Origin of the sequence: Halobacillus litoralis (genome assembly GCF_009856445.1) — a bacterium.
Taxonomy (GTDB): Bacteria; Bacillota; Bacilli; order Bacillales; family Halobacillaceae; genus Halobacillus; species Halobacillus litoralis.
This window is the reverse complement of the sequence record NZ_WMFA01000006.1, coordinates 22,653-48,626: the sequence shown is the minus strand read 5'-3', so window position 1 is coordinate 48,626 and position 25,974 is coordinate 22,653. Positions and strand designations below refer to the sequence as shown.

Annotated in this window: 28 protein-coding genes and 1 pseudogene; 15 read left to right on the top strand and 14 right to left on the bottom strand. The window is 42.7% G+C overall.

The features are described from left to right. Positions 1–41: 41 nt before the first annotated feature. Positions 42–800 (top strand): (S)-benzoin forming benzil reductase, encoded by a 759-nt coding sequence (locus GLW00_RS14585; protein ID WP_160915293.1) that lies wholly within the window; start codon positions 42–44, stop codon positions 798–800. Between the two features lie 39 nt (positions 801–839). Here the strand turns inward: GLW00_RS14585 and GLW00_RS14580 are convergent, their stop codons facing one another. Continuing rightward, a complete protein-coding gene (locus GLW00_RS14580; RefSeq protein WP_160915291.1) occupies positions 840–1,817 on the bottom strand; it encodes a S66 family peptidase in 978 nt (325 codons plus the stop codon). Positions 1,818–1,945: 128 nt separating this feature from the next. On the opposite strand from GLW00_RS14580, the gene GLW00_RS14575 reads away from it, so the two are divergent. Beyond that, positions 1,946–2,125 (top strand): hypothetical protein, encoded by a 180-nt coding sequence (locus tag GLW00_RS14575; RefSeq protein WP_160915289.1) that lies wholly within the window; start codon positions 1,946–1,948, stop codon positions 2,123–2,125. Positions 2,126–2,140: 15 nt separating this feature from the next. Here the strand turns inward: GLW00_RS14575 and GLW00_RS14570 are convergent, their stop codons facing one another. Together GLW00_RS14570 and GLW00_RS14565 are read right to left on the bottom strand one after the other, a co-directional pair. Beyond that, positions 2,141–2,764 (bottom strand): class I SAM-dependent methyltransferase, encoded by a 624-nt coding sequence (locus GLW00_RS14570; RefSeq protein WP_202412518.1) that lies wholly within the window; start codon positions 2,762–2,764, stop codon positions 2,141–2,143. Further along, positions 2,761–3,294, bottom strand: a complete 534-nt coding sequence (locus tag GLW00_RS14565; protein WP_160915287.1) for a dihydrofolate reductase family protein — start codon at positions 3,292–3,294, stop codon at positions 2,761–2,763. The genes GLW00_RS14570 and GLW00_RS14565 overlap by 4 nt, the downstream gene beginning before the upstream one ends. 283 nt (positions 3,295–3,577) lie before the next feature. On the opposite strand from GLW00_RS14565, the gene abc-f reads away from it, so the two are divergent. After that, the gene (gene abc-f / locus GLW00_RS14560; RefSeq protein ID WP_160915285.1) at positions 3,578–5,158 is read left to right on the top strand and encodes a ribosomal protection-like ABC-F family protein; all 1,581 of its coding nucleotides are present in this window, start codon (positions 3,578–3,580) and stop codon (positions 5,156–5,158) included. 85 nt (positions 5,159–5,243) lie between these two features. On the opposite strand, the gene GLW00_RS14555 is transcribed toward abc-f, so the two are convergent. Continuing rightward, positions 5,244–6,116 (bottom strand): DMT family transporter, encoded by an 873-nt coding sequence (locus tag GLW00_RS14555; RefSeq protein ID WP_160915283.1) that lies wholly within the window; start codon positions 6,114–6,116, stop codon positions 5,244–5,246. Between the two features lie 510 nt (positions 6,117–6,626). Here GLW00_RS14555 and GLW00_RS14550 point away from each other — a divergent pair. Next, entirely contained in the window at positions 6,627–7,181 is a 555-nt protein-coding gene (locus tag GLW00_RS14550) for a GNAT family N-acetyltransferase (RefSeq protein WP_160915281.1), read from the top strand. A gap of 14 nt (positions 7,182–7,195) precedes the next feature. Here the strand turns inward: GLW00_RS14550 and GLW00_RS14545 are convergent, their stop codons facing one another. Continuing rightward, positions 7,196–8,656 (bottom strand): SulP family inorganic anion transporter, encoded by a 1,461-nt coding sequence (locus GLW00_RS14545; protein WP_160915279.1) that lies wholly within the window; start codon positions 8,654–8,656, stop codon positions 7,196–7,198. 281 nt (positions 8,657–8,937) lie between these two features. Between GLW00_RS14545 and GLW00_RS14540 the strand changes: the two genes are divergently transcribed. Both GLW00_RS14540 and GLW00_RS14535 read left to right on the top strand, forming a co-directional pair. Further along, the gene (locus tag GLW00_RS14540) at positions 8,938–9,357 is read left to right on the top strand and encodes a universal stress protein (RefSeq protein ID WP_160915277.1); all 420 of its coding nucleotides are present in this window, start codon (positions 8,938–8,940) and stop codon (positions 9,355–9,357) included. A gap of 5 nt (positions 9,358–9,362) precedes the next feature. Beyond that, positions 9,363–9,476: pseudogene (locus GLW00_RS14535) on the top strand (zinc ribbon domain-containing protein); the annotation flags it as partial. A gap of 61 nt (positions 9,477–9,537) precedes the next feature. Here GLW00_RS14535 and GLW00_RS14530 read toward each other — a convergent pair. The 3 genes from GLW00_RS14530 to GLW00_RS14520 all read right to left on the bottom strand — a co-directional run bounded on the left by GLW00_RS14530 (position 9,538) and on the right by GLW00_RS14520 (position 13,103). After that, positions 9,538–11,172 (bottom strand): putative ABC transporter permease subunit, encoded by a 1,635-nt coding sequence (locus GLW00_RS14530; protein WP_160915273.1) that lies wholly within the window; start codon positions 11,170–11,172, stop codon positions 9,538–9,540. Then, positions 11,165–11,887, bottom strand: coding sequence for an ABC transporter ATP-binding protein (locus tag GLW00_RS14525; protein ID WP_160915271.1), 723 nt, complete (start codon positions 11,885–11,887; stop codon positions 11,165–11,167). The genes GLW00_RS14530 and GLW00_RS14525 overlap by 8 nt, the downstream gene beginning before the upstream one ends. 715 nt (positions 11,888–12,602) lie before the next feature. Continuing rightward, positions 12,603–13,103, bottom strand: a complete 501-nt coding sequence (locus GLW00_RS14520; RefSeq protein ID WP_160915269.1) for a GNAT family N-acetyltransferase — start codon at positions 13,101–13,103, stop codon at positions 12,603–12,605. An 88-nt stretch (positions 13,104–13,191) separates the two neighbouring features. Between GLW00_RS14520 and GLW00_RS14515 the strand changes: the two genes are divergently transcribed. Next, on the top strand, positions 13,192–13,746 hold the full coding sequence (locus GLW00_RS14515) for a sugar O-acetyltransferase (RefSeq protein WP_160915267.1): 555 nt from the start codon (positions 13,192–13,194) through the stop codon (positions 13,744–13,746). Positions 13,747–13,833: 87 nt separating this feature from the next. After that, on the top strand, positions 13,834–14,589 hold the full coding sequence (map, locus tag GLW00_RS14510; RefSeq protein ID WP_160915266.1) for a type I methionyl aminopeptidase: 756 nt from the start codon (positions 13,834–13,836) through the stop codon (positions 14,587–14,589). A 664-nt stretch (positions 14,590–15,253) separates the two neighbouring features. On the opposite strand, the gene GLW00_RS14505 is transcribed toward map, so the two are convergent. From GLW00_RS14505 to GLW00_RS14495, 3 genes are all read right to left on the bottom strand, one after another. Next, the gene (locus tag GLW00_RS14505) at positions 15,254–15,451 is read right to left on the bottom strand and encodes a cold-shock protein (RefSeq protein ID WP_035510016.1); all 198 of its coding nucleotides are present in this window, start codon (positions 15,449–15,451) and stop codon (positions 15,254–15,256) included. A gap of 198 nt (positions 15,452–15,649) precedes the next feature. Beyond that, positions 15,650–16,501, bottom strand: a complete 852-nt coding sequence (locus GLW00_RS14500) for a hypothetical protein (RefSeq protein WP_160915264.1) — start codon at positions 16,499–16,501, stop codon at positions 15,650–15,652. Between the two features lie 18 nt (positions 16,502–16,519). Beyond that, positions 16,520–17,347, bottom strand: a complete 828-nt coding sequence (locus GLW00_RS14495) for an alpha/beta fold hydrolase (RefSeq protein ID WP_160915262.1) — start codon at positions 17,345–17,347, stop codon at positions 16,520–16,522. A 100-nt stretch (positions 17,348–17,447) separates the two neighbouring features. On the opposite strand from GLW00_RS14495, the gene GLW00_RS14490 reads away from it, so the two are divergent. Further along, entirely contained in the window at positions 17,448–18,227 is a 780-nt protein-coding gene (locus tag GLW00_RS14490) for a cobalamin-binding protein (RefSeq protein ID WP_160915260.1), read from the top strand. A 16-nt stretch (positions 18,228–18,243) separates the two neighbouring features. Here GLW00_RS14490 and GLW00_RS14485 read toward each other — a convergent pair whose 3' ends face one another. Next, positions 18,244–19,083, bottom strand: a complete 840-nt coding sequence (locus tag GLW00_RS14485) for an MBL fold metallo-hydrolase (RefSeq protein ID WP_335808486.1) — start codon at positions 19,081–19,083, stop codon at positions 18,244–18,246. A gap of 182 nt (positions 19,084–19,265) precedes the next feature. After that, a complete protein-coding gene (gene nhaC, locus GLW00_RS14480) occupies positions 19,266–20,672 on the bottom strand; it encodes a Na+/H+ antiporter NhaC (protein ID WP_160915258.1) in 1,407 nt (468 codons plus the stop codon). A gap of 425 nt (positions 20,673–21,097) precedes the next feature. Here nhaC and GLW00_RS14475 point away from each other — a divergent pair, with 425 nt between their 5' ends. The 4 genes from GLW00_RS14475 to GLW00_RS14460 all read left to right on the top strand — a co-directional run bounded on the left by GLW00_RS14475 (position 21,098) and on the right by GLW00_RS14460 (position 23,237). Beyond that, positions 21,098–21,835, top strand: coding sequence for an AzlC family ABC transporter permease (locus GLW00_RS14475; RefSeq protein ID WP_160915256.1), 738 nt, complete (start codon positions 21,098–21,100; stop codon positions 21,833–21,835). Beyond that, positions 21,832–22,125, top strand: coding sequence for an AzlD domain-containing protein (locus GLW00_RS14470; protein WP_160915254.1), 294 nt, complete (start codon positions 21,832–21,834; stop codon positions 22,123–22,125). Before GLW00_RS14475 ends, GLW00_RS14470 begins: the two co-directional genes overlap by 4 nt. Positions 22,126–22,186: 61 nt before the next feature. Next, the gene (locus GLW00_RS14465) at positions 22,187–22,618 is read left to right on the top strand and encodes a hypothetical protein (RefSeq protein WP_160915252.1); all 432 of its coding nucleotides are present in this window, start codon (positions 22,187–22,189) and stop codon (positions 22,616–22,618) included. Between the two features lie 85 nt (positions 22,619–22,703). Next, positions 22,704–23,237, top strand: a complete 534-nt coding sequence (locus GLW00_RS14460) for a GNAT family N-acetyltransferase (protein ID WP_160915250.1) — start codon at positions 22,704–22,706, stop codon at positions 23,235–23,237. Between the two features lie 43 nt (positions 23,238–23,280). Here GLW00_RS14460 and GLW00_RS14455 read toward each other — a convergent pair whose 3' ends face one another. Then, the gene (locus GLW00_RS14455) at positions 23,281–24,159 is read right to left on the bottom strand and encodes a cation diffusion facilitator family transporter (RefSeq protein ID WP_160915248.1); all 879 of its coding nucleotides are present in this window, start codon (positions 24,157–24,159) and stop codon (positions 23,281–23,283) included. A 296-nt stretch (positions 24,160–24,455) separates the two neighbouring features. Between GLW00_RS14455 and wrbA the strand changes: the two genes are divergently transcribed. Both wrbA and GLW00_RS14445 read left to right on the top strand, forming a co-directional pair. Beyond that, positions 24,456–25,061, top strand: a complete 606-nt coding sequence (gene wrbA / locus GLW00_RS14450) for an NAD(P)H:quinone oxidoreductase (protein WP_160915246.1) — start codon at positions 24,456–24,458, stop codon at positions 25,059–25,061. Positions 25,062–25,502: 441 nt separating this feature from the next. Continuing rightward, the gene (locus GLW00_RS14445; protein ID WP_160915244.1) at positions 25,503–25,745 is read left to right on the top strand and encodes an IDEAL domain-containing protein; all 243 of its coding nucleotides are present in this window, start codon (positions 25,503–25,505) and stop codon (positions 25,743–25,745) included. The last annotated feature ends 229 nt before the right edge of the window (positions 25,746–25,974 follow it).

Genomic DNA, 25,974 nt, shown 5'->3' with positions numbered 1-25,974 from the left:
ATAGGGAAAGCAAAAAAAAGAATAGAGAAAGGGTGTTAGACATGCAATATGCTGTTGTAACAGGGGCTTCTCGTGGCTTAGGAGAAGCGATTGCGCGACAATTCATTTTGAAGAGCGTGAATGTGGTGGCTGTTTCACGATCAGGCAATGAAGAGTTGAAAGCTTTGGCAGATAAAAAAGGTGTGGGTTTCCATCATGTCAGCTGTGACCTGAGTGACCTGGATGATATAAATCGAGGACTCAATCAAATGATCGATCTTGTCTTCCACAAGGACACTCATTATGTTTATCTCGTTAATAATGCAGGAGTCATCGAGCCTATTGAGACAGTTGGTAATTTAGAAGCAGAAGCCGTGCAAAAACATATGCAGGTTAATGTAACGGCACCTATTCTGACTGTAAATCGTTTTGTGAAAGAAGCGAATGAAAGGGACATTTCTCTTGGAATCATAAACATTACTTCGGGTGCAGCAGAGAAAACCATTCATGGCTGGAGTACATACAGCAGCTCCAAAGCAGCCATTAATCGTTTCACGCAAACGCTGGCGTTGGAGCAGGAAGGGAAAGGTCATACGATACTTGCCTATAGTCCTGGTGTCATGGATACAGACATGCAAGGCGAAATTCGTACTTCTTCGGAAGACGCTTTTGCCGATGTAGGGAAGTTCCGGAAATTGAAAGAAGAAGGAGAGTTACGCTCCCCTGATGAGGTGGCTAGTGTATTGATGAACCTTTTAGAAAAACCGGATAAAATCGAAAATGGTCAGGTGTATAAACTCTATGATCTAATAGGGAAATGATTGAAGGAGCCCAGTGATATCACTGGGCTCTTACTAATATTAATATGCCAGGAGTTCAATCGTGGATGATTGTCCATGGGCTTTAATTCTTACCCATCCTCCAATAGGAAAAGTGAAAATCGGTGTGGTATGACCGAAACTCGCATTGTATAGGATAGGGATATGTTCGAGTTCTTTTTTAGACTGGAGGATCTGCTTGAGCGTATCATCCTCCATGTGTGATTCTTTTTGGAAGCGGCCGATCACCATTCCCTGAACACACTCGAAGCCGGGTTGATGAATTAGAGATTGTAAATCACGGTCGAAGGTAGAAGGATTTGATAACATGTCGTCTTCAAGGAACAGGATTGAATTTGTTAGGGAAGGCATATATGGCGTTCCTTGAAGCAAGTTCAAAGTACAAAGGTTTCCGCCTATCGAGGTGCCTTCAGCCAAACCCTCATACAGCACTTCATAGCCCGGGTTGGTATGGAATTGTCGTTCCTGTTGATTCAAATACCAGCGATCGTCACTCCAATCCATAGCAGGACGTATATTTTGCGGTTCTGTTTCAGTGAATACGCTCATAAAATGGTCGAACGTATAGTGGATGCCTTTTTCCATACCAAACGATGAAAAGTGAGGACCGCTGTATGTGACCAGTCCTGTCTTTTTATATATCGTGTTGGAGAGAGCTGTAATGTCAGAATACCCACAGAAGATCTTAGGGTTCTTATGGATGAGGTCAAAATCAAGGCGGCTCAGCAATTGGTTGCTGTCATATCCACCAAGAGTAGTCAAGATGGCTTTGACATTCGGATCAGAAAAAGCTTCGTGTATATCAGTTACCCTGTGTTCAACGGGATTGGAGATGAACCGGCTGCTTTCTGCTGCATATGTACTGAAGGTTACCTTGAATCCCGCCTGGTTCAAACGCTCTACGGCCAGATCCTGCTGATCAGGTGCTACAATCGATAAACTTTTGGCAGGGGAGATTACTCGAATTTCATCTCCCCTTTTCAATTTCTCAGGTATCATTAACTTGCCTCCTTCGATTGGTAAATTAAATAACTATACCAAAAAATATGGTTTGCGTCCATCAGGGTTTAGAATATTTTGAAACTATCTTCAAAATCGGCTCGTATGTATAAGCAAGGAGGGTTCTTATGTTCTCAACCATTATTGGGTTTATTCTTGTTGTTGCTTTTTTAGCTCTTCTCTTCAGGTTTGTTGGACAGTCAACCAGTAGTCGATCCCTTTCTTCTAAAAAAGATGACTCTACGTGGCAGCCTGGGTTTCATCAGTTCGATCATTCTGATGGTGGTGGAGACGGGGGAGGGGAGTGAACCATGAATGCTGAGTCACTTTCTTAGAATAACTCCCTGAAAATGAGTGGGGCCATCTTCACCTTCTTCTATCGGAATTTTATGAAACGCTTCAAGCTTGAACTCACGTTTTAGAATAGATTCAAGAATCTCGTCTTCATAAAAAGAGAAAAAGCGTTTAGGCTCATGGAAGTCTTTCTGCCAAATGCCCTCATGATTGATGCCGCCGTAAACACCTAAATAAAAAAGCCCATCTTTTTTTAGAACGCTGCGAATACCTCTTAGGATTTCAGGGAGGTTCTCTTTGGGTACATGAAGCAGGCAGTTCAAAGCCCAGACGGCATCAAAAGATGATTCCGGAAACTGTAAGTCATCAAAACTCATGACGTCTGCTTTCAATCCTTTTTCACGGCAGAGCTGGACCATATCTTCGGATAAATCTGTTGCCTGAACGTTGAATCCTTCCTGGGAGAAGAAAAGACTGTCTTTTCCTGGTCCTGATCCGATTTCGAGCAGTGAATGCTTCTTCTCATTCTTTAATTTTTCCAGGAAAGCCCCCCGTTCCTTGATTTTCCAATCTTGTGTGCGTGATTGATTGCGTTGTTTCGATTGACGGTCATACGCTTTAGAGAGGTTCTTTTTTATATCTTGTGGAATCAATGCTTCTGCTCCTTCTTTTGGTAAGTAATGGCGAGCATTCCGTCTTGATAGGCTTTGGTTTCTGTAAGCTGAAGTTCTTTTTCAAGGTCATTTTTTTTGAAAAGGGGGATGCCTTTACCGATCAATGTTGGTTGAATAAAGATCTGGAATTCATCAATTAATTCTGCGGAGATGAAATAATGGATCAGGTTTGCTCCTCCGACAACCCAAATGGTTTTATTCTGTTCATTCTTAAGCATGTTCACAAGAGGCAGGATTTGTTCAGGTTGTAGATATGTCGCATAATCGTCATGGCCTTCGCGCGTGTTACTCACGACATAGATATCCTTCATTCTGTATGGGAATTCTTCGGTTAATTCAAAGATGTGGTCATAAGTTTTCCTTCCTAGAAAAACGGTATCAACGGTGTTGATGAATTTTTCATAGCCATAGTCTTCGTCAGCACTATCCCGCAGCCAGTCAATGCTCCCATCCTCTCTTGCGATATAACCATCAGCACTTTGAGCAATGTATAATGTGACTTTCCCCATATGACTTCCTCCATTCTTTTTGTCTTGTATTCCTAAGCCACTTCATCATATAATAAACGTAACCAAAAAAGAAGGGACTGACGTTTAAAGCAATGAAGTACTAATCCTGTTGCTAAACGAGTATGAGAATAAGAAACAACACTCGTTCCAGATACAGGATTGGTCTGTCCTTTTTTTAAAAGGATCCTCTTGCTTTTTACATCACCCTTCACATATGTTGTGGTGTGCCCAAAAAGTGATGGCAGACTAAAACCTCTCTGGAACGGTTCAGGGAGGTTTATTTATGTTAAACATGCGTGCAACCAATATACAGTATCAAATCGGGAGCCGAGATCTACTTAATATTAAAGAACTGAAGATTCATGAAGGAGACCGAATTGGTCTAGTAGGAAGAAATGGAGAAGGGAAAAGCCTTTTGCTGCAATACTTGTTAGGAAAGCTCGATGTAGCCCCGCAAGTGGAATGGCACACCTCTTATGGATGGATGAAACAGATGAATGAAGAAGAGTGGAAATCTTCTTCATTGAGTGGTGGTGAAAAAACACTCGCTCGACTGGAGCGAATTCTTTCCCTTGGACACTCCTTGCTTTTTCTTGATGAACCAACGAATAACCTGGACTGGGAGCACATTGAATCATTAGAAAAAGAACTGCTCAAGCATAAGGGCGCTTATGTTCTTGTTTCCCATGATCGAAAGATGCTCAATCGCTGCTGCAATAAAATCTGGGAACTTGAACAAGGAGAATTGACGGAATACCAAGGAAATTATGATTTTTATGAGATTCAAAAGGAGTATGAACGAAAGCAGAAATACGAAATGCACGAACAGTATGTGAAAGAAAAAAACAGAATTGAGGAACGAATCCGCCAAAAGCAGTCCCAATCTAAAGGAATGAGAAAACCTCCTAAACGAATGGGAAATTCCGAGTGGCAACTTGGGAAGAACAAAGCAGCTGCTCATCAAAAGAAGGTGGAGCGTGTCAGTAAAACATTAGAGCGCAGATTGGATCGTCTCGAGAAGGCAGAGAAGCCTATGGAATGGGACCAAGTGAAGATGGAGTTTAGCAAATTGAACCCTTCAAATAAAAAGGTGATAGGGAAAGTGGGGGAGGCCGAGGTCAAAGTTGGATCAAGGGTTCTATTTTCCACCCCTAAGCTCTCATTGAAAAATGGATCGAAAACAGCCTTCATCGGTGGGAACGGAACAGGAAAATCCACTTTTATCCAACATCTTTTACGAACAACAGAGTGGCTTTCTCCAGGAGTAGAGATCGGGTACTTTCACCAGACTTTGGAAGATTTACCTTTTGAGAAGAAAGTGTACGACTATGCAAGTGAAGAGAGTTCACTATCCGAAACTACCATTCGTATCATTCTTGCGCGTCTGAGGTTTTTTGCTGAGGATATGAACAAAACCATAGGCCAATTGAGTGGAGGAGAACGAGTGAAACTGTCTATGGCGAAATTGATGGCCAGCGGAGCAACTTTCCTCGTGCTTGACGAACCAACGAATCACCTGGATCTCGAAGCAATACATGCTTTAGAACGGTTAATCTGCGATTTCCCAGGGACGATTCTTTTTGTTACCCATGATCGTACATTCATCGAGAGGACAGCGGATCAAATATGGATGATCGAAGATTCAAAGTTCATACCCTTCGATGGGACATGGAAACAGTGGGAGGAGTATGTGGAGAATCCTCCTGTTGCTGACGATGACGTCTACGATCAGATGGCATTAGAAACAAAGTTGACGGAACTCGTCAGCCGGTTGAGTATGCCTGGTCCGAATGATGATGTTAATCAATTGGAGGAGGACTATCAACAAACGTTGTATCACTTAAAGAAACTGAAAAAGGACTAAAAAAAAGCGACCGGGAAGCGGTCGCTTTTTTATGTTAAAAGAGGTATCTATGTGTGAAAATCACCTATCGAGCTGGCTTTTCCGGTTACTGAGCTGCCTCTACTTTCTTAGCTTCTTTGTTATTTCTCAAAAACATGTAAAGCGAGGCACCGAAGATTGTGAAGTAACCGAGGATGCTGAAAATATCGGGTACTTGATCAAATAAGATGATACTGATGAGTGCCGAGTAGACCACGGTAGAATAGAAAAAGATAGAGATTTCCCGTGCTGGTGCGAATTTATAGGCTATGGTCAAACCGAACTGTCCCAGCGTCGCAAATGCCCCAGCGGATAGCAGGTACACCCATTGTTTCAAGCTCATCGGTTCATAGAAAGCAATGGTGAAAGGGAGCAGAGTGACAGTTGTGAAAAATGAGAAGTAGAAGACAATGGTATAAAATTTTTCTTTATCTCCTAATACACGGAGCAAAGTATAGGCGCCAGCTGCAAACACGGCTGAGAAAATACCGCTGAGATAAGGAATGAACTCAACAGAAAATGCCGGTTTTATGATGAACAGTGTCCCGATAAACGCGACGATAATAGCAATGATCTGATACAAACGTGCTTTCTCTTTCAAAAAGATAGCTGAAAAGATAATTAACAAAAATGGACTGAGTTTGTTGAGCATATCCGCATCTGACAATACAAGGTTATCAATGGCATAGAAAAACAGTACCATCCCGATCGTACCGAGTGCTGAACGGGAAAGCAGCAACTTCTGATTTTCCTTGTTACCAAAAAGCCGTTCTTTGTTGTACATGACAAAACCAAAGGCGATAATGGCTGATACAAGATTACGGAATAAAGTCTTTTGAACAGTCGGAACGTCTCCAGACAGCTTAACGAGTGCCGCCATCATAGAGAAGCCGAAGGCAGATATAAGTAGTAAGATGATTCCTTTATTTCGATTGCTCATGATGGTTCCTCCAGTTGTACTTATGTTGTGCAAAAAAAACACCTTTACCATCCTAATATAAAAAATTAATGAAAGAAAGCCAGATGCACTTCTTCTACAATTTTTCCATATAGTGGAGTGGAGGGGATTGTCTATACACGGTCTTAAAAAGTGCGGTATACTTGAAGTAGTAAAGGAATAAAGAAAGGGCGATAGATGTTGATTTGTTCTCAACCCATATTCGAGAGAACGCGTGTCATTGAAAATAATCAGCAGCTCTATTTAGAGAAAGAAAATAAGTTGAAGCTGTTTGAAACAAGTGTTGTGTCGCCAAAGGAAACTTTTCCTCTTCATGCCATTCATGATGTTTCATATCGGAGATCTTCGTCCATGTATGGAATGCTTTATTTGCATACACACAAAGGTGTACGGGCCTATATGGTGAAAGAAGATCCCAGTCCTTGGATGAAAGAGTTAAAAGCATGTCTTTTAAATAGATGATATAAATTAACGGATATAGGACGTGATGGAGTGGAAGTGATTGCAGAGAGTGACCGTATTTGCCTTCGGGAAGTCTTACTTGAAGACTGGTCAGCCTTTCACCCTTATTCATCGAACGAAGAGACGGTAAAGCACCAGCCGTGGGGACCGAACACAGAAGAAGATAGTCTCTTTTTCGTCCGTCAAATTATCATTGATCGGCAACAAAGACATAGAAGCCGCTATGTTTTTACCATTGTAGAAAAAGAATTGGATGAAGTGGTTGGCAATATCGAGATGAACATTCGAGACTGGGATGGAATCGGCGAAATTGGTTTTATCATTCATCAAGATTACTGGGGAAGAGGTTTGGCTACTGAGGCTGTTCAATTGATGATCAATTATTGTTTTGAGCATTGTGAATTGCAGCGGGTAGTAGCCACATCAAATCCGGAGAATACCGGATCGATTAGAGTATTGGAAAAGGTCGGTATGATTAAAGAAGGAATTCTTCGGAAAGATTTACTTGTGAAAGGTAAATGGCAGGATTCATGTGTCTACAGTATGCTGAGAGAAGAATGGATAGAAAAAAGCGCAAGGCCTTAGGCCTTGCGCTTTACTTATGAGGCATTTAGTTTGTCATTGACTGTAAGGCGTCGAACAAGCTTGGAGCTGTCCTTATTCAATCCAACAATCTCGACATCTATATCACGGTCTTCATACTTCGTTATCAGTTTATCAATCGCAGCGACAGCTGAGTCATCCCAAACATGGGCATAGGTAAAGTCAATTACTACTTGGTATGCTTTCACATCATAGTCGAAATGCTTAAGCAAGCTGTCTGTGGAAGCGAAGAATACTTGACCACTTACATGGTACACCATTTTTTCTGTATTCTGGTCAAATACTTCCTCAACTTTCACTTTTGAAATCTTAGCAACGAAGAAAATAGCACTTAAAATGACACCAGCAATGACACCTTTGGACAGATCATGAGTCTGTACTACTGTACCAACGGTTACAAGCATGACAATACTGTCTGTAATCGGAGTCTTTTTGAAGCGTGTCAGTGAGCTCCAATCAAATGTTCCAATGGATACCATAATCATGACTCCGACGAGGACGGCCATAGGAATTTGGACGAGAAGATCATTGAATACAATAATCAGCATCATCATAAATATTCCTGCAACGAGTGTCGACAATCGTCCACGTCCACCTGAGGAGACGTTAATAACGGATTGACCGATCATGGCGCAACCGGCCATTCCACCAAAGAAACCGGAAACCACATTGGCCATTCCCTGTCCTCTGGCTTCTTTATTTTTATCACTTACTGTATCTGTCATATCATCTACAATTTGTGCAGTTAGTAACGATTCTAGTAACCCTACAAAAGCAAGAGCCAGTGAGATAGGGAAAATAATTTGTAATGTTTCAAACGTCAATGGGATATCTGGTAGAAGGAAAATAGGCAGTGTACTGGATAGTTCTCCCATATCCCCTACTGTTTTCAATCCAGCTCCTGTCGTAATGGCGATGATTGTCATTACGACAATAGCCACCAATGGTGAAGGAACGGATTTGGTGAATCTTGGTAGAATATAAATAATAACTAATGAACCTACTACCATCGCATACATAGCTAATCCTGCCCCTTCAAAGTGGACAAGTTGTGATGAGAAAATAAGAATCGCTAGGGCATTCACAAAACCTATCATGACGGACCTAGGAATAAACTTCATAAGCTGTCCGATTTTCAATGCACCTAAAGTAAACTGTAAAATCCCCGTCAAAATCGTAGCAGCCAGTAAATACTCCAAACCATGGTCTTTGACTAAGGTGACCATCAAGACAGCCATAGCTCCGGTCGCAGCAGAAATCATACCTGGACGACCACCCATAAAAGCAATGACGACAGCGATACAGAAGGAAGCGTACAAACCTACCATGGGGTCGACTCCAGCGATGATAGAGAAAGCGATCGCTTCAGGGATGAGCGCCATAGCGACGACCATGCCTGAAAGCACATCGTTTTTTACGTTTCCGAACCATTGTTGTTTAATTGTTTCTGTGTTCAATTGCGCACCTCTTTCTACATTTTTTATTTTGTATTGTCCATAACAATACGGAAATCCGGCAAGAACGATCAGATTATATCACCTATAGGGGATAATACATAACCCCATGTAAGCGCATAAATATATATTTTTCTCTTTTTTTCTCTTTTTTTCGCTTATATAGACCCTAACTATACAAAAATCATATTATTGTAAGTTATTTAATGGTAGTTTTTCCCCCTAAATGATGAATGAGAATGGTAAAATGGAGAAAACAGATGAAGTCGATTGGGGGAATTCCGATGTATAAGAAGATATTAGTAGCAGCAGATGGATCCGATCACTCTATCCGTACAGCTGAACGTGCTGCAGAACTTGCCCACTTACAAGGGGACGGTGAAATTACAATCGTTTATGTGATCGACGGTGAGCAGTCTAAGTCAGATGTCTTATCCGAAGGTGATCAAAGCATGGTTGAACAGCGCCGGCAGCAGAGATTGAAACCTATTGAAGAAATTCTTCTGGAGAAAAATGCTTCGTATCAAGTAAGCATTCAACATGGTGAACCGGGTCCGACGATCGTTAAATATGCAAATGAAAATAACTTTGATCTTGTAGTGATTGGAAGTAGAGGTTTGAATACCCTGCAGGAAATGGTATTGGGAAGTGTAAGCCATAAAGTGGCAAAAAGAGCGAAATGTCCAGTTATGATTGTGAAATAATGGAAGTCCAAAACAACAAATTCACCGCCGTTTATTGCAAGAATTGCGGATACTCAGAGTTTTACAACCAAAATGCTTCCAAAGCAGGTAACATTCTCGACTTTTTCTTTGGAGGTTAAGCTAACTGAAACACGTGAATTAGAAAAGCCCTGAGTTTTTACTCAGAGCTTTTTTAAATCTTCAGAGGATCTTATAGTATTTTCTTTGGACCATACGATTTAAGAAATAATGTGTGAGAGCAGTGATCGTCACCAACACAAGAATCAGTACACTACCAACGGTCCATATACCTTGCAAGCCACTATTCCACAAAATCAGAATAATGATCCCAAACACCGCTGATTCCAATGCGAGAGGGACTATTCCGATAAACCTTCCTTTAAAAACTTCCCTCTCATCTGTCCAATTCAACTTCGGACTGTACAAATCAATCATAAGCCCTGCGATGCTCGCGACCCAGCCTGTAATAAGAGAAATCACGAACCAGAGCAGCCATATGGTGAATGGGACTTTAAGAACGATTAATGCAGCCAAGCTTAGAAGCAAGATGGATAAACCATTCATGAAGAAGGAGACAAGCAGTTTACTTAAAATGACCGTTGATGCTGGAATGGGTAAGTATAAATGGTTGAACCAGCTCTTCCCATCCCTGGACACGGAAGAGAAGGAGGCGGGGTTAATTCCTAGTGCGACAACTGTGATCCCAAACATCCCTAATATGACTTTTTTTCCTTCCATAACATTGAGTTGAGTCCCCCACCCTGTAAGAGGTCCATTGGGGTCCAACATCATAATGATAATTAGGAATACAGGAAAGAAGAGGCTCTGCACGACAATTTGTGTAAAAAAAGTAGGAGTTCTAAAGATGATGCGCATCTCTTTTTTCCATAAACTCATTAATAGAGACTGCTGCTTTACTTGTTTTTGAATCTTTTCTTCATTAAAGTCGCTTCGCTTTCCTCCAGATAAACCGAGCACACCTTTAAAGTAGAAACTTTGGCCAACAGTAAGGAATACAAAGAACGCCCCTAAAGATAATGTGACAAACAGAAGGAAGTAAAATACCCCAGTCCAGTTTCCTATTTCAGTTAGGGCGATACTACTGAAGTAAGCAGTAGGGAAGAATTTTGTTACAAGTTCAAGAAGAGCGTTCTGCTGTGTTAGCATTTCTGCTACGTTACCTGTTCCTGAATCCAAGCGGATCAGTACATTAATTCCTATAGCAAAAACAAAGCCCAGGAGCCCGACGAGTACTTTTGTACGATCTTTATTTTTGGATATATTGGCGAATCTCATAATGAACATAAGAACAATAGCCGTTAAGACGAAAGGAATGATAGGTGTTAATGACCAAATGATTAGAGCTGAAAGATAATAAAGGACGCCGGCTCCGCTATGTAAGCCAAAGAATATGAGAGAAGGGAGCAGCAAGATCGCATTCAAACCATATAACGATAGAAACGGAACCGCAGATTTCCCAAATAAGATTTGATAAGGTTGGAAAGGCAAAGATATAAAAGACTCCACATCTTCGGCGAAGTAAAAAGAACTGAGTACGGTCCCTATACTTGTAAAACAGAAAATAAAAGTCATCATGACAAACAATAATCCAAGAATGACTCCTTCGTTCCCTAGTGGTTCAAGGGCGGCATACATGTTACTGATGATTCCTTGAATGAAAAACAAGATGAGCAATCCGAAAGGGATCATCATTAAACCAATCATGACAAATCCGAATTTTTCCATACTGCTTTTATTGGCCATGGATAATTGCATTTTGACCATGATACGCATCAATTTCCATGCTTTATTCATTTTGAGTCAACTCCAGGAACAATTGCTCTAGATTATCATCATCTTTAAATTGTTGTCTCATCTCAGCCATATTCCCTTTGAATTGCACATGCCCATTATTAATGATGGCAACCTCATCACACAACTGTTCTACTACTTCTAAAACATGGGTGGAAAAAAAGACAATTTTCCCTCTTCTAGCATGGTCACGCATCATTTCCTTTAATGTATAGGAAGACTTCGGGTCGAGCCCCGTTAACGGTTCATCCAGAATCCAGACATCTGGATCATGAAGCAGTACACCGCTGACTACAATTTTCTGTCTCATCCCATGGGAGTAGGTTTGGATATGATCATTCAAAGCCTCATAAATTCCAAAGCTTTTGGTCAAATGTTCAATTTTTTCTTTTCGTACATCCTTTGGGACTTCAAATACATCAGCAATAAAATTCAAATATTCAATCCCTTTTAACCTTAGAAAAATGTCTGAACGGTCCGGGACATACCCAAATTGATGCTTGGCCTTCATCGGTTCTTTCGCCACATCGATGCCATTCATAATGATCGAACCTTCATCGATGGGCAAAATGCCTGTCATCATTTTGATCGTTGTTGATTTTCCAGCTCCGTTCGGACCGAGGAAGCCGAATATCTTTCCATCCGGGACAGAAAGATCAAGGTCTTTTACCGCTTGTTTCCCTGCGAAGCTTTTAGATATACGATTGATTTCTATCATATTTTCACCCTTTACTTAAGTTGCTTTCCTCTTTTCTATACGAAAGAAAAGGGGGAATGTTTCAATTTTCCAACACCACTGTCTTTATTCTACTCCTCTGCTTATTGAAGAAAATGGCAGGTTTCTTGAAGACTCAGTTTCGAGACGTTTGTTGAGTGGATGGGGGCTGCGGGGAATAGCTCGCTTTCCGCGGGAGCGCGGTGAGCCTCCTCGGACTGCGTCCTGTGGGGTCTCACCAAGCACTTTTTTCCCGCAGGAGTCTCGCCATTCCCCTCCGCCCCTTAACCAAGTATGGTTCTCGAAACCACTACTTAAAAATCAGCTTGTATGGATATGAGAAGTGAATGATTTAAACTCTATCTCATTGACGTTTAGCATACGCAAATGCTTGATAGAACGCACTATTTGCCCGCATAGGGGAGAAGATTTGGAACCTTATTATGAATAAAGGTTTTCGAATTATCCACTTCCCTCAACCATTCAAGCTGACCCTTTAGAAGTGGTTTCGAGACACTTATATGGTCAAGGGGCGGAGGGAAACGGTGAGACTCCTATGGGACGTGTGGGACAGGTGAGACCCCGGAAGGCGTAGCCTGAGGACGCTCACCGCCCGCCCCATGGAAAGCGAATCGTTTCCCGGAGCCCCTAGAATTACACAAAAGTCTCGAAACTGAGTCTTCCACTAAAGGGAGCTTTTGTGGAATTGTTTTATTGATTAAAGAAAGAGGACCATATGATCTTCGTCTAAATAGCGATCAGGTAGTTTGATGGCTTTTTCCTCTGTGCCATATGTCTGGAAGCCGAGCTTTTTATACAGCTCCTGGGCTGGGTGATTATCTGTAACTACACTCAAGTGAAGTACTTCCAGCTCGATGGCCCTTGCAAATTGAATCAACTCTTCAACCAAGAGCTCCGCACCACCTTTGCGTCTGTGTTCTTTAGTTATGTACATGGCTACAATGGAAGCTTTGTGGGAAAACTTTGGATGAGTTTCTTTCACTAAGGTGACGACACCTGCGAGCGTTTCCTCAACAAATAGCCCGAACGTACGGGAGGTTTCACCTTCCAATCTTTCAGCAGTTGTGTTGATTGGATCTGGCCGTTGTTTTTCTTGTTCATATGTAGTGATAAACGCATCAGGGTTGGTGAGTAGCGCTTCTAGCCTTAAATCGTAATATTCTTTAGCATCCGCTTGATTCAATTCACGTACTTGCATAATCAATGACCTCCTTCGGTTGTTCCTAGACTAGCGAAAAACTATGGTAAAGTAAAGAGAGAACGTATTTAATGACGGAGGTAATCTCATGACTGAAAAGGAAAAAATGCTGGCAGGCGAATTGTATAAATCCTGGGATGAAGAGTTGACGTTGGAACGGTCCCGTGCTAAACAACTGATGTATCAATTGAACCAGACAAAAGATACAGAAGACCATTATCGTAAGCAGCTTATTCATGACCTTTTTGGTACGATTGAAGGGGAGATGGGACTCGAACCCCCATTTTATTGTGATTATGGTTACAATATTCATGTAGGTGACGGTTTTTTCGCTAATTACAATTGTGTATTTTTGGACGTCTGTGAGATTCGTATCGGGAAAAGAGTATTGATTGGCCCGAATGTACAATTGTATACAGCCACTCATCCAATGGAGCGTGAGACAAGGGCAAGTGGATTAGAGTCAGGTAGGCCGATTACCATTGGGGACGATGTATGGATCGGAGGAAGTGCTGTCATCAATCCTGGAGTAACAATTGGAGAGAACGTCGTGATTGGCTCAGGGGCAGTGGTGACGAAGGATGTTCCACCGAATGTGTTTGTAGCTGGAAACCCTGCCAAGGAAATTCGAAGGGTGGATTAAAATCATAAGGGTAGTCGTTCCTCCAATTTTTCGTTATCATACTAGAGGGTGCATGCATACGTAATAGAAAAAGAGAGGATTGAGCAAATGATCAAACGTAAGAGTCAAAGAGAAATTGAAAAGATGCACGAAGCAGGGAAGCTTCTTGCTAGTGTTCATAAACAATTACGCACGTTCATTAAACCTGGTGTAACCACTATGGAAATTGAAAATTTCGTTGAAAAGTACTTAGCTGAACGTGGAGCTACTGGAGAGCAGAAAGGCTACCAAGGATATGAATTCACTACATGTGCTTCCATCAATGATGAAATCTGTCACGGTTTTCCAAGGCAGGAACAGCTAAAGGAAGGCGACATCGTGACAATCGATATGGTTGTTAACCTAAATGGCTTTCTTGCTGATTCTGCCTGGACGCATGCCGTTGGAGAGATTAGTGAAGAAGCTCAAAAATTGATGGATGTCACGAAAACTTCTCTATATAAAGGGATTGAGCAGGCTGTTCCTGGGATGCGCATCGGCGATATCGGTCACGCTATTCAATCCTATGCAGAAGGAGAAGGTTATTCGGTCGTCCGTGATTTCACAGGACATGGAATTGGTGATTCCATTCATGAAGATCCTTATATTCCTCACTTTGGTGCAGCTGGAAAAGGGGCGCGTTTGAAAGAGGGGATGGTCATAACGATTGAACCGATGATAAACATCGGTGCATGGGGCAGTCAGATGGACGAAAACAACTGGACAGCGCGTACTGTTGATGGTTCACTTTCTGCTCAATACGAGCACACCGTCGCTATTACAAAAGAAGGTCCAATGATTCTTACTGAACAGGACGAAGAATAAGGACAAAAAAGAAGGCTCCCCCTGAGCCTTCTTTTTTTATTGAAGAAAATGGCAGGTTTCTTGAAGACTCAGTTTCGAGATGTTCTCGGGGTTCGTTGCTTGGTATGAGCGTCAGGGGTGGCTGGGAAGCTACTCGCTTTCCTGTGGGGGAGTGGTGAGCTTCCTCGGACTTACGTCCTGCGGGATCTCACCGATCTCCTTTCTCCCACGGGAGTCTCGCAGCTTCCCAACCACCCCATTCGATAAGGAGGATAACGAACCCCTTTGCCAAGTTGGAAGGTCTTCCTCTATCCCGATTGTTTTAGGAAATGCTCTGTATCAAGCTTTCAGGGTTTAATCACCTCAGCATGGGAGTTTCATCCTTATACTCCCATTAAACTGAAAAGCTGAAGATTGGAAAGTGGTTTCGAGATAGTTATATAGCAAAGGGGCGGAGGGGAATGGCGAGACTCCTGCGGGAAAAAAGGGCAGGGTGAGACCCTACAGGACGCAGTCCGAGGAGGCTCACCGCGCTCCCGCGGAAAGCGAGTCATTCCCCGCAGCCCCCATTCACCCAACGAAAGTCTCGAAACTGAGTCTTCCACTAAAGGGAGCTTTAGTGAAGGAAGTTTCATTTTGGGCATAAAAAAAACTCCCCTACGAAAGGGGAGTTTTTCATACGTTCTTATTTTTGAACGTTAGCTGCTTGTGGTCCACGCTGACCTTCTTCAATTTCGAAAGTTACAACTTGTCCTTCTTCAAGAGACTTGAAACCTTCTTCTTGAATAGCGGAGAAGTGTACGAAGACGTCGTCTTGACCTTCTACTTCGATAAATCCAAAACCTTTTTCTGCGTTAAACCATTTTACTGTACCTTCAACCATGTACGTTACCTCCTGCGTGGAAAAATTCCACATTGTATTACTATTCTTGCTCTTCAAGTTCCATCAAGACGACATCTTACGAAACATCTTCTCTTGCATGAATCTGATCGAACAACGAATAATTAACCTTAGTATAACAGATGACCAAAAGGAATGAAAGCCCTGTAAGGAAAAAGTTTTCCCAACTAATGGGAATGTTTATTCCTGCGTCTGGGTGAGATAAGCTTGATTCATTAATGAGAATAGAGACTTCTCTACAATGGCATCGACCTCAGTATTCTGAATGCGGGCGAGGTCATAGAGTGGGCGTCCTTGCTCCAATAAATGTTCAACGATCAAATAGCCAGTGTAATTGGCTTCTTTTTCAAAACCCGAGGCCCCCGTTCCTTTGGTGAATGAATAAAGGGCTTCATAATCGGTTCTGTGCAGGTGGGGTTGGATGTTCATCATGACACGGTTCGGTTCGCGACTGCATTTTTCCTGTTCCCAGCATAATGGGAAGTCGATCATTCCACTCTCTTCTAAAACTTCTTCGGTTGTATGGGCTGCCATCCCTTCCTGGAAGATCAACTGCCCTAATGTTCGTGTATGGCTTGGAGCAAGTCCGGATTGGCTGCAGTGGACAACGCGTGTTAATTCTTGAATCAACCGGGTCCGGCTGGATGTTAGTTCGACAGGAAAGCATAGAGTATAATGCTGGTCTTTTTCCATAATGAATGGATCTGTTTCAAATGTACCAACAAAAAACATGACGGTCATTCTAACAGGTGATGTACAATGAAGAATTTGTTTAATAGATTCTACATAACCATTCACTTCTAAAGGGCCAATATCAAAATATTGAATTTTGTCATAAACTTGTTCGTATCTGTTCCATGCATATTCAATCATTTCTTTGGCTAGCTGTCCCTGTTGATAGCCGGGCGGGGTATAAGGAAAAGCGTATTGATCGGTCCATAATTCGTAACGTCTGTGCATAGGTGTTTGGGAGGCTTGGTCATAAAACGTAAGGAAACGATCCAACATTTGTTTGCATCTGACATCATCCATGATGATCCCTCCGAATATTTAAGTATTAGTTAAAAATTCCAGGCGTTTTTTCCAAACGGTGTGAGCATCTTTACCTATCCAAATTAAATGACTATCGGAGTCAACTTCAAAAATTTCACATTCAGGTACGGAAGACTTAAGTAATAAAGCGTTCGTGTACGGCACACTTCGATCTTTTTGTGAGTACATGCCGAGAACTGGCACTTGAATGCCGCTTATATCCGGGGTTTCGTGTCCAAGATCAGTGATGAACCCTCTGCCGGATTGCGAAGTAGCCAGCATATCCACTATGAAACGGCGGTCGTTAGGAGTAAGGTTTTCCAGGTAATCTTCAACGTTCTCTGTGGTTAAATCAGCAAGCAACTGTTTTAATACCAAATCCGGGAATAATTTAAGCATGGTTCGGAGGCTGCTCCAAACGAATTTCTCTGCTGGTCCAAAAAGGAGCGAAGCCTTTTTCTTAACATCATTTTCCCATGAAGTGAGGAGAGCTGCTTCGAGCAATAGACGGTCCACCCGGTCAGGATGATGCACGGCTAGAGCGATCCCCGTAGGACCCGCCGCCGATATAGAGATGACATTCACTTTTTCGAGTTTGAGATGGTCGAGTACTTCAACGATTGTATTGGCAAAATCCTCAGGTGATCGGCCTGTGGAGAGCTCTGTGTAATCGTAGCCGGGACGAGAAATCGTTAGTAGAGAAAACCCTTCGTAGATCAGACTGCTGTGAGATAAGTCGGTATCCCTTGTGGAGTGACCGCCTTTCAATAACAGAACAGGAGGGCCGGACCCTTTATATGTAAACTCTACTATTCCTTTGGATGTATCGAGGAGCGTTGTCGTCAATGGGTTCATCCCTTTCTTTCTTTGTTTTTCCATACATTCAATATAAGCTATAATGAAAGAAAATGAAACATCAGACGATTCTGAAAAAAGGGGTTAAAAAATGAGAATTGTGTCGATTTGTCCCAGCAATACTGAAATTGTCGCTAATCTTGGGCAGACGCACCTGTTGGTTGGTGTCGATAATTATTCTGATTATCCCAGGGAAGTAGAACACCTTCCGAAGCTTGGTCCTGACTTATCCATAGATATAGAAAAGGTCGCTGCGTTGAACCCGGATCTTGTGTTAGCATCCTTGTCCGTTCCTGGAATGGAAAAGAACATTGAGGGATTGGAAGAATACGAACTGCCCTATATCATATTGAATCCGAACACGTTATATGAGATTTCTGAAGATATTCGTCGTGTAGGAAAGGCAATCGGAGTAGAGGAGAAAGGCCGCCAGCATGCGGAAGCGTTTATGAGTGAAATCGATGAATATAGACAACAGGCCCGGCAGATGGAGCAGAAGCCTACTTTGTATTGGGAGTGGTGGCCAAAACCGGTATTCACACCAGGGGAATTGAACTGGCTGAATGAAATCAGTGAACTATCCGGTGGGATTAACCTCTTCCATGATCAACAAGTCGCCAGCTTTCAAACCGATTGGGAAGAAGTGAAAAAACGCGATCCTGATCATATATGTATGGTTTGGGTAGGGGTGAAGGAGGAGAAAATGAACCCGGATCTTATTAGGAAGAGACCCGGGTGGTCCGAACTCAAGGCTGTGAAGCATGATCGTATTCATGTACTGGAAGAGTCACTCTTTTGCCGACCAAGTCCGCGTTTACTGGAAGGTCTTAGAAAGATTTATACTGTTGTTAAACATGAAAACAGCAAGTGATTGAATCACTTGCTGTTTAGTGAGTTTTCCCTTTATGTTTCGGAACAGCCAATTCTTTAAAGTTTGTGGCTAGATCGTTCAATTGTTTCGCTAGAAGTTCTCCTTCCATTGGCAGACCGTGGCCGGTGATAGCTACCGATGGCTGGAGGGATGCGAGTTTTTTAACTGATTTTTCCGCGTCCTCCCAGTTATGAGTGAAATATGCGGGCGGACCATGTACGTGCTGATGTTGAGTAAACACAGCCATACTGGATTCCTGTTTGACTGTAATGAATGCATCCCCAGCAATGAGTGTCTTGTCCTTATCTCGAAACAGAGCGATATGCCCTGGTGTATGTCCAGGGGTGTGGATGAAGCGCCACTCTTCAAGAAAAGGAATGGTCCCGTCGTTTGGTAGTGGATGGATGTATTTACTCAAATCTGCCTGGTGAGTAGGGAAGAAAGGTGATAAAAGCGAAAATAACCCACCTCCAACGGTTGCATCACCTACAGGGTAGTCTCGTTTATCAGTTACATAATCCATCTCCATTGGATGAATGTAGATAGGAACCTTCCATTCTTCTGCCAGCTGCTTTGCTGAACCAACATGATCGAAATGGCCATGGGTCAAAATAATGGCTTTCGGTTTTGTTTGTCCATATCTCTTCTCAGCGGCTTCCATTATCCGTTTACAATAATGTCCGATTCCACAATCAACGAGCACCCATTCGTCGGCTCCCTCTTTACCGATGAAAATAACATTGACAATTAACGTGCGGTAAAAGGCGAGATCATCCAACACTTGTTCAGCTTCTGCATGCCCCATATGATATTCTTCGTTCGACTGATCTTCATGTTCCATTTGGTCCATGTCCATCACCTCGCTCCCTCATCGTTTTTATTTAGTGTAAGTCAGAGAAGGGGAATTATTCACCATCCTTTTGTTTAGTCATGATATGCAGGAAGCGTGTCAGCCACTAGGCAGTCTGGACCGTTTTTAGGGAGCCAGTAAATAAAAAAGACCGTCCCCTTTACTTAAAGGGGACGGTCTTTCATCTGTTAGTTTGCTTTATCGAATGGCTGAACTTTCGTCTGCTTTGGGGTCAGTGTTTTACCTGTCATTCCAAATAAAATCGTGAGCAATGGGCTGAGCAAGCAGAAGAAGGCAAATGGTAAATAATCGAGAACGGGTACACCGAGGACGCCGGATAAAAAGACACCACATACACTCCAAGGTACAAGCGGGTTAATGACGGTCCCGGCATCTTCCAGTGTTCGTGACAAGTTCTTCCTTGCAAGACCAGCTTTTTCATAAATATCCTGGTAAGCTTCTCCCGTTAGCAGGATGGACAAATATTGTTCACCAATGGCAATATTGATTCCAATCGCTGTAAACGCTGTAGCCAGCGTAGCGGATCGTGCCGATTTCAATGATTCCTGTACCCGCGTCAAAATAGAAGGGATGATCCCTGTAACAAAGAAGAGACCTCCAAGAGCAAGAGCGAGAATGACCAGAGCTACAGTGAAGAGCATGCCGTTCATACCGCCGCGTGTTAACAGCTCGTTAACAATTTCATTTCCGGAATTCCCTTGGAAACCATCAAACCATGTTCCAAAGAGAGCCCCCCATTCCATGACACCGCGTAAGCCTGCAATCATTGTGGCAATAATGCTGCTGATGGCAAGGGATAGGAAAGCCGGACGTTTGGTTATTGTCATAAGCACAAGTGAAGCTAATGGAATCCAGGAGGTCCAGTGCATCAATCCTGTATCACTAAGTCCGGCTTGAAAGGTGTTCAGTTGCTTAACATCCGGGCTTCCGTCCGGGGATAGAATCATGAACAGGATAAAGGTAATTATAAAGGCTGGAATCGTTGTCCATGCCATGTTTTTTATGTGGTCAAATAAATCAACTTTAACAACCGTGGATGCCAGATTGGTCGTATCGGAAAGCGGGGACATTTTGTCACCAAAGAATGCCCCGGATACAATGGCTCCGGCTGTCATAGCTAAGGATACGTCCATCGATTGAGCGACCCCGATGAGCGCGACGCCAACCGTCGCTGCTGTTGTGAATGAGCTTCCTAAGGCAACACCAACAATGGCTGTTACAGCAAACACGATCGCAAGGAACCATGGGCCTCCAGCCAGCAGGAAGCCTGCATTCATTAAGACAGGAATCGTTCCACTTGCCATCCAGCTTGAAATTAGGACACCAATGACAAAAAATAGCAGGACAGCTCCCATTCCTGTCTGTGCTCCTTGAGTCATCCCGTACTGCAGATCCTTAAAGCTCATTTTTCTATAAGACCCATAGGCGATCATAATGAGAATCCCAATTAAAATCGGAATGTGTGGGACGGTTTGAACGTCAATGATAAAATAACTGATGATTCCAATGGTTACGAGTAATAGTAATGTGGATTCGATTAAGCCTGGTAGCTTTTTTGGCTGCAGGTGAAGCATAGGAATTCCCCCTCAATTTTTCTTATTCTTTACTCCTTGGGCCACATTTAAAAAAATAAAAGCCCCGCCCCTGAAAAACAGGGACGAAGCTCGCACTCCGCGGTACCACCCTTGTTGGTAAAGAAAACCCTTTACCCACTCTGTTGGTGTATCATTTGGTATGGAATTCTGTAATTCGATGGAAGGATGCCCAAGTTCTCACCACCCACTTGGTCTCTGATCGGCTGCGAATCGAACCATCTACTTCGGAATTCATGATACGAACTATTCTTTTTTGCTTAAACGCTTTTAAGCAGTGAAGTGATGTGAATTCATAATAGAATATTTATTATCGTATGTCAACGATTATTTTAAAAGGGGAAGCTTCAAATTGTACCGTTAGTTGTGTATAATAGTGGAAATTTGATTGGAAAGGGGGAGGAAGGATGGAAACTCAAGTCATAAGCACCTCGGCTTCTTCTACTCGTTTACATATGATAAAAAGAGGAATTCTTGCAGGTTTTCCAATTATGCTGGGCTATTTACCCATCGCTCTCACATATGGTGTGTTAGCGAGCCGTACAGGCATGACGAATGTAGAGCTTACATTGATGAGCGTACTCGTTTTTGCCGGTGCTGCTCAATTTCTGGCAGTGGGTATGGTAGCAACGGGAACAGGGATGATTGAAATTATTATCGCTACATTTGTTCTCAATTTCAGGCATTTTGTCATGAGTCTATCTTTCGTCAACCGTTTGAAGGGGATAGCATTAAGAGCAAAACTTCCTCTCTCTTTAGGTTTAACAGATGAAACTTTCACGATGTCCGCCTTGTATAAAAACGAAGCAAAAGAAAAGCATGGCAGCTTGTTTTATGCTTCTCTAATTTTGACGGCTTATTTATCATGGGTGGGAGGATCTTACCTTGGTGGAGTTTTAGGTGATGTCATGCCCGCAAGGTTAAGTGACAGTATGGGTGTTGCCTTGTACGCTATGTTCATTGGACTTTTGATCCCGTCTGTGAAAAAGGATGTTAAAATCGCCTGCATCGCTGTACTCGCGATGTTGATCAATTTTATTTGTCAGTTCTGGGGGATGAGTCAAGGCTGGGCTATTGTGATGGGGACAGTCCTTGCAGGTTTCAGCGGAATTTGGATTCTTGAGGATGAGGAGGTGACAGAATGATCATTTGGATGATCATCGGTATGGCCGTTGTTACAGCTGTACCAAGGTTTTTACCTGCGTTGATTGTAGGGTTTGTCACTTTCCCGAAATGGGTGGACCGGTGGCTTAATGCTATTCCTTACGCTGCCCTGGGAGCATTGATTTTTCCGGGAATCATTTCAGTAAAACCTGATGCACCTCAAATCGGAATCATAGCAGGTTTGGTAGGAATCTTTCTTGCATGGTTGAATGTCCATATTATCTTCGTTGTCCTTGGGGCGATTGCGTCTGTATTCTTGATGACATTATAATCACACCTGCCCAGAAGGTGCATATCGTATAGGGATACTTCCGAGAAAGGAATTGATCGTTATGCACCGACAATTTGGTTTTCCTTTCGGGCAGATTTTCGGATCTCCGACGCCCGGCCAGGGAGGACAGTTCGGCCCTGGCCAACCGCCTGGACCTCCTCCGGGTGGACCGCCTTTTGGAGGCGGGCAGGGTCAGCCGCCATATGGAGGAGGACCTGGAGGACCAGGAGGGTCTGGCATCCAGCTTCCACCACCACCGGAACAGCCGCCTAGTCCACAAGGGGCATCTTTGTTTGCTGTTGACCCAGGGTCGTTATATGGCTGCCTCTATCGATACACTTGGATCACTCTTGTAAATGGTCGTTCATTCTGGTTTTACCCGACATTCATCGGCCGTACATCTGTTGCCGGGTACCGTTGGCAGCGACGTCGTCGTCAATGGGTTTATACAGGCTTTGATACACGACAAATTTCTAGTTTCCAATGTAGATAAACCGCAAATAAAAGGTGATGTCACTCTTGGCATCATCTTTTTGTTACAATAAGAAGTAATTAGAGGAAGAAGGGACGATCTCCATATGCCTGAAGTAAGAGCTGCCCGCTTTGAGGATGCTGAAACGATTGCAGAAATTCATGTAAAGAGTTGGAAATCAACATATAAAGACCTGATTGATGAAAGGGATTTAAGCAATACCACGGTTGAACACCGGATTGCACTTTGGGAAACAGTTCTCAGAACTCCTGTGAATGGTCAGATTGCCTATGTTATTGAAAATGATGACGGGGAAGTTGTCGGCTTTGTTTCAGGTGGAAAAGAGCGGACGAAGAATTATGGATTCGACGGGGAGATTTATGCCATCTACTTGTTGGATGAGTATCAGGGAAAAGGGTATGGGAAAGAAATGCTCCGGGTATTCTCGAACGGGATGCTTGAAGCAGGGTACCAATCCCTTCTTGTATGGGTGCTGACCAATAATCCTTCCAGCCAATTTTACATAAAATATGGAGCGGATCCTGTAGAGGCTGAGAGGGTCACAATCGGACAAGGGACCTATGAAGAGACGGCTTATGGTTGGAATGAATTAAAGAGCTTAACTGAGCGACTAGCTTAAAACTGGAGTAAATATAAAAAGCCTGCCATTATTGGCAGGCTTTTTACGTCTCTTCTTCTTCATAGGGTTCGATATGGATATGGGCATAACCGATATTTTTTTCTTTTTCTAATCGTTCTTCCACTTCATCGGTAATGGTATGCCCTTCTTGCACCGTAATATCAGGGTTGACGTGAATGGTGGCTTCGACAAGTGTCTTATTTCCCTGCATCCGTGCTTTGACATCCTTAACTGCCCATACATCAGGATGATCGGATATACTTTCGCGGATGTGTTCAATGCCTTCTTCGTCATAACCGTCTGTAAGGCTGTGAGTGGCATCGACAAAAATATCCCAGGCGGTTTTACAAATGATCAGACCAACAATCAAACCTGCAAGAGGGTCCAACCAGGAGACACCGAATTGAGAGCCGAAGATCCCTATGCTTGCGCCGACACTTACTAAAGCATCTGATCGATTATCTTGTGCAGCCGCGTATAAAGCATTGCTGTCCACTTTTTTCGATAGATTCAGGTTGTACCGGTAAACACCATACATGACAACGGCAGCTGCTAAAGCCGTCCATGCCGTGAGCATGGACGGCTCACTGGCTTTTTGCTGAATAATATCCTGAATTGTCCCGATTATGACTTCTATGCCTACAGTCATCATAATAAAGGCGGCGATAAGAGAAGCGATCGTTTCAGCACGAAAATGCCCATAATGGTGATCCTCATCTGGTGGCTTTCTTGAAATCTTGAGCCCGACTAAGACAGCCACAGAAGCAATGACATCAGTTGTATTGTTTAAACCATCTGCTCGGAGTGCTTCAGAGTTTCCAACGGAGGCGATAATCAATTTTGTTGTAGCGAGAACAAGGTAGGCAATAATGCTTACCCAGGCACCACGTTCCCCTTTTTTCAATTTTGCATAGTCATTCATGGACTTTTACCTCCAGATCGATCAATTAGGCTTGATATAGCTTACCAAATAGAAGTTCAGTGGGTCTAGAGAAAAAAAGCTTTCCATGTTCATGTTAATTGCCTTCACGCAAAATAACTTCATTTGAACTATTATGAAGTGATTGTAAAGGTTTTATAAAATATCTCGAATTTAAGAGTCTTGAGTTTGAGTTTAAATTTGTGCGGGTATATATTATTTGTGAATCCTGATCATCTCTTAGGAAACAATAAACAGGCATTCTTGGATTCCAAAAGTACGCAAAAGGAGAGATTTTAGTGGCAAACGTAAAATTAGCGATCATTTATTACAGTTCAACAGGTACGAACTACAAAATGGCGCAATGGGCGGAAGATGCAGCTAAACAAGAAGGGGCAGATGTGAAATTGGTTCGTGTCCCAGAGTTAGCTCCTATGGAAGCCATTGAACAGAACCCTGCATGGAAAGAGCATTACTTAGCAACCAAAGACGCTGTTCCAGAAGCGACAATCGACGATCTGGATTGGGCTGACGCTGTAATTTTCAGTGTACCTACCCGTTTTGGTAACGTTCCAGGCCAAGTGAAGCAATTTATGGATCAGGCGGGCGGCCTTTGGTTCCAAGGAAAACTTGTGAACAAGGTTGTCAGCGCTATGACTTCTGCTCAAAACGTGCACGGTGGCCAAGAGGCAACGCTGTTGAATTTTTATACTACGATGTTCCACTGGGGAGCCATCATTGCAGCGCCAGGTTACACAGATGATGCCGTGTTTGCTTCTGGAGGAAACCCATATGGTACGAGCGTGAGCGTAGATGGAGAAGGAAATATGAAAGAAGAAGTTGAAGGCGGCGTACGTCATCAAGTGAAACGTACTATAGATGTTGCAAGTAAATTTATCAATTAAATCATAGAAGAGAGTATGAAATCTTTGGGTTTCATACTCTTTTTTTATTAAATGGTTTGATAAACATTTCCTTTAGTAAGGCAGTGTGGTATAAGCTCTTATTCAGAGATAACCAGATCTTTATATAGGAAGTTTAGGGATTGAGCGCTCTTTAGTGAGGATTGTGGAAGAAAGATGATCATCGCTATTCTTTCTTCTAAATGTGACAGGCAAAGGTGAGCGAATCCTATTTTTTTCGAGAAAATAGGGGTGTTTACAGTACTCCCTTAGGAATTTAGTAACTATTTTGCAATAGGAAATCTCGATGAATCCCTCTAGCAATAGGGTTGAGAGGTTTAAAAATTTTAATTGTGGGTATCATAATACTAAATATTCAGAAAACTTGTTGCGAAATTCTATTATATCCTGCATAATGAAAAAAAGCATGAAGGGGGTAGTCTCATGAGAAAGCAAAAGATTGATTATGTTATCCGTCGCCACCCCGAGTACAAAGGGAAAGAGATTACGGCAAAGAGAGAGTTGTCCTTTGGCATACAGTTAGCCTCACGTCTGCTTTTAGATCAACTAAGTTATCAGTTTAATAAAGAACGGCTGGATAAGGAAATCAACCAGGCTATTGATAACGATGACCGCGTTGCATTTGAACGTTTAAGTTCTCAATATCAACCCTTTACATGGGAATAAGATAGAACCGTTGCTGATGCAGCGGTTTTTTTTGTGAAGTTATTTGTCCTTATGGCATAGAAGTACAATTATAATGAAAAAGGAGTAACGTCTATCAGGATTGCCGGCAATGGTGAAGATCAGATGAAAGATTAGTCAAAGAAATCTGAAACCAACCTCAGAGTATATGAGCTGAGTTCTAAGAAAACAGCTTCATGAGAAGGGCTAAGATATACAACCTCTTCTTGTG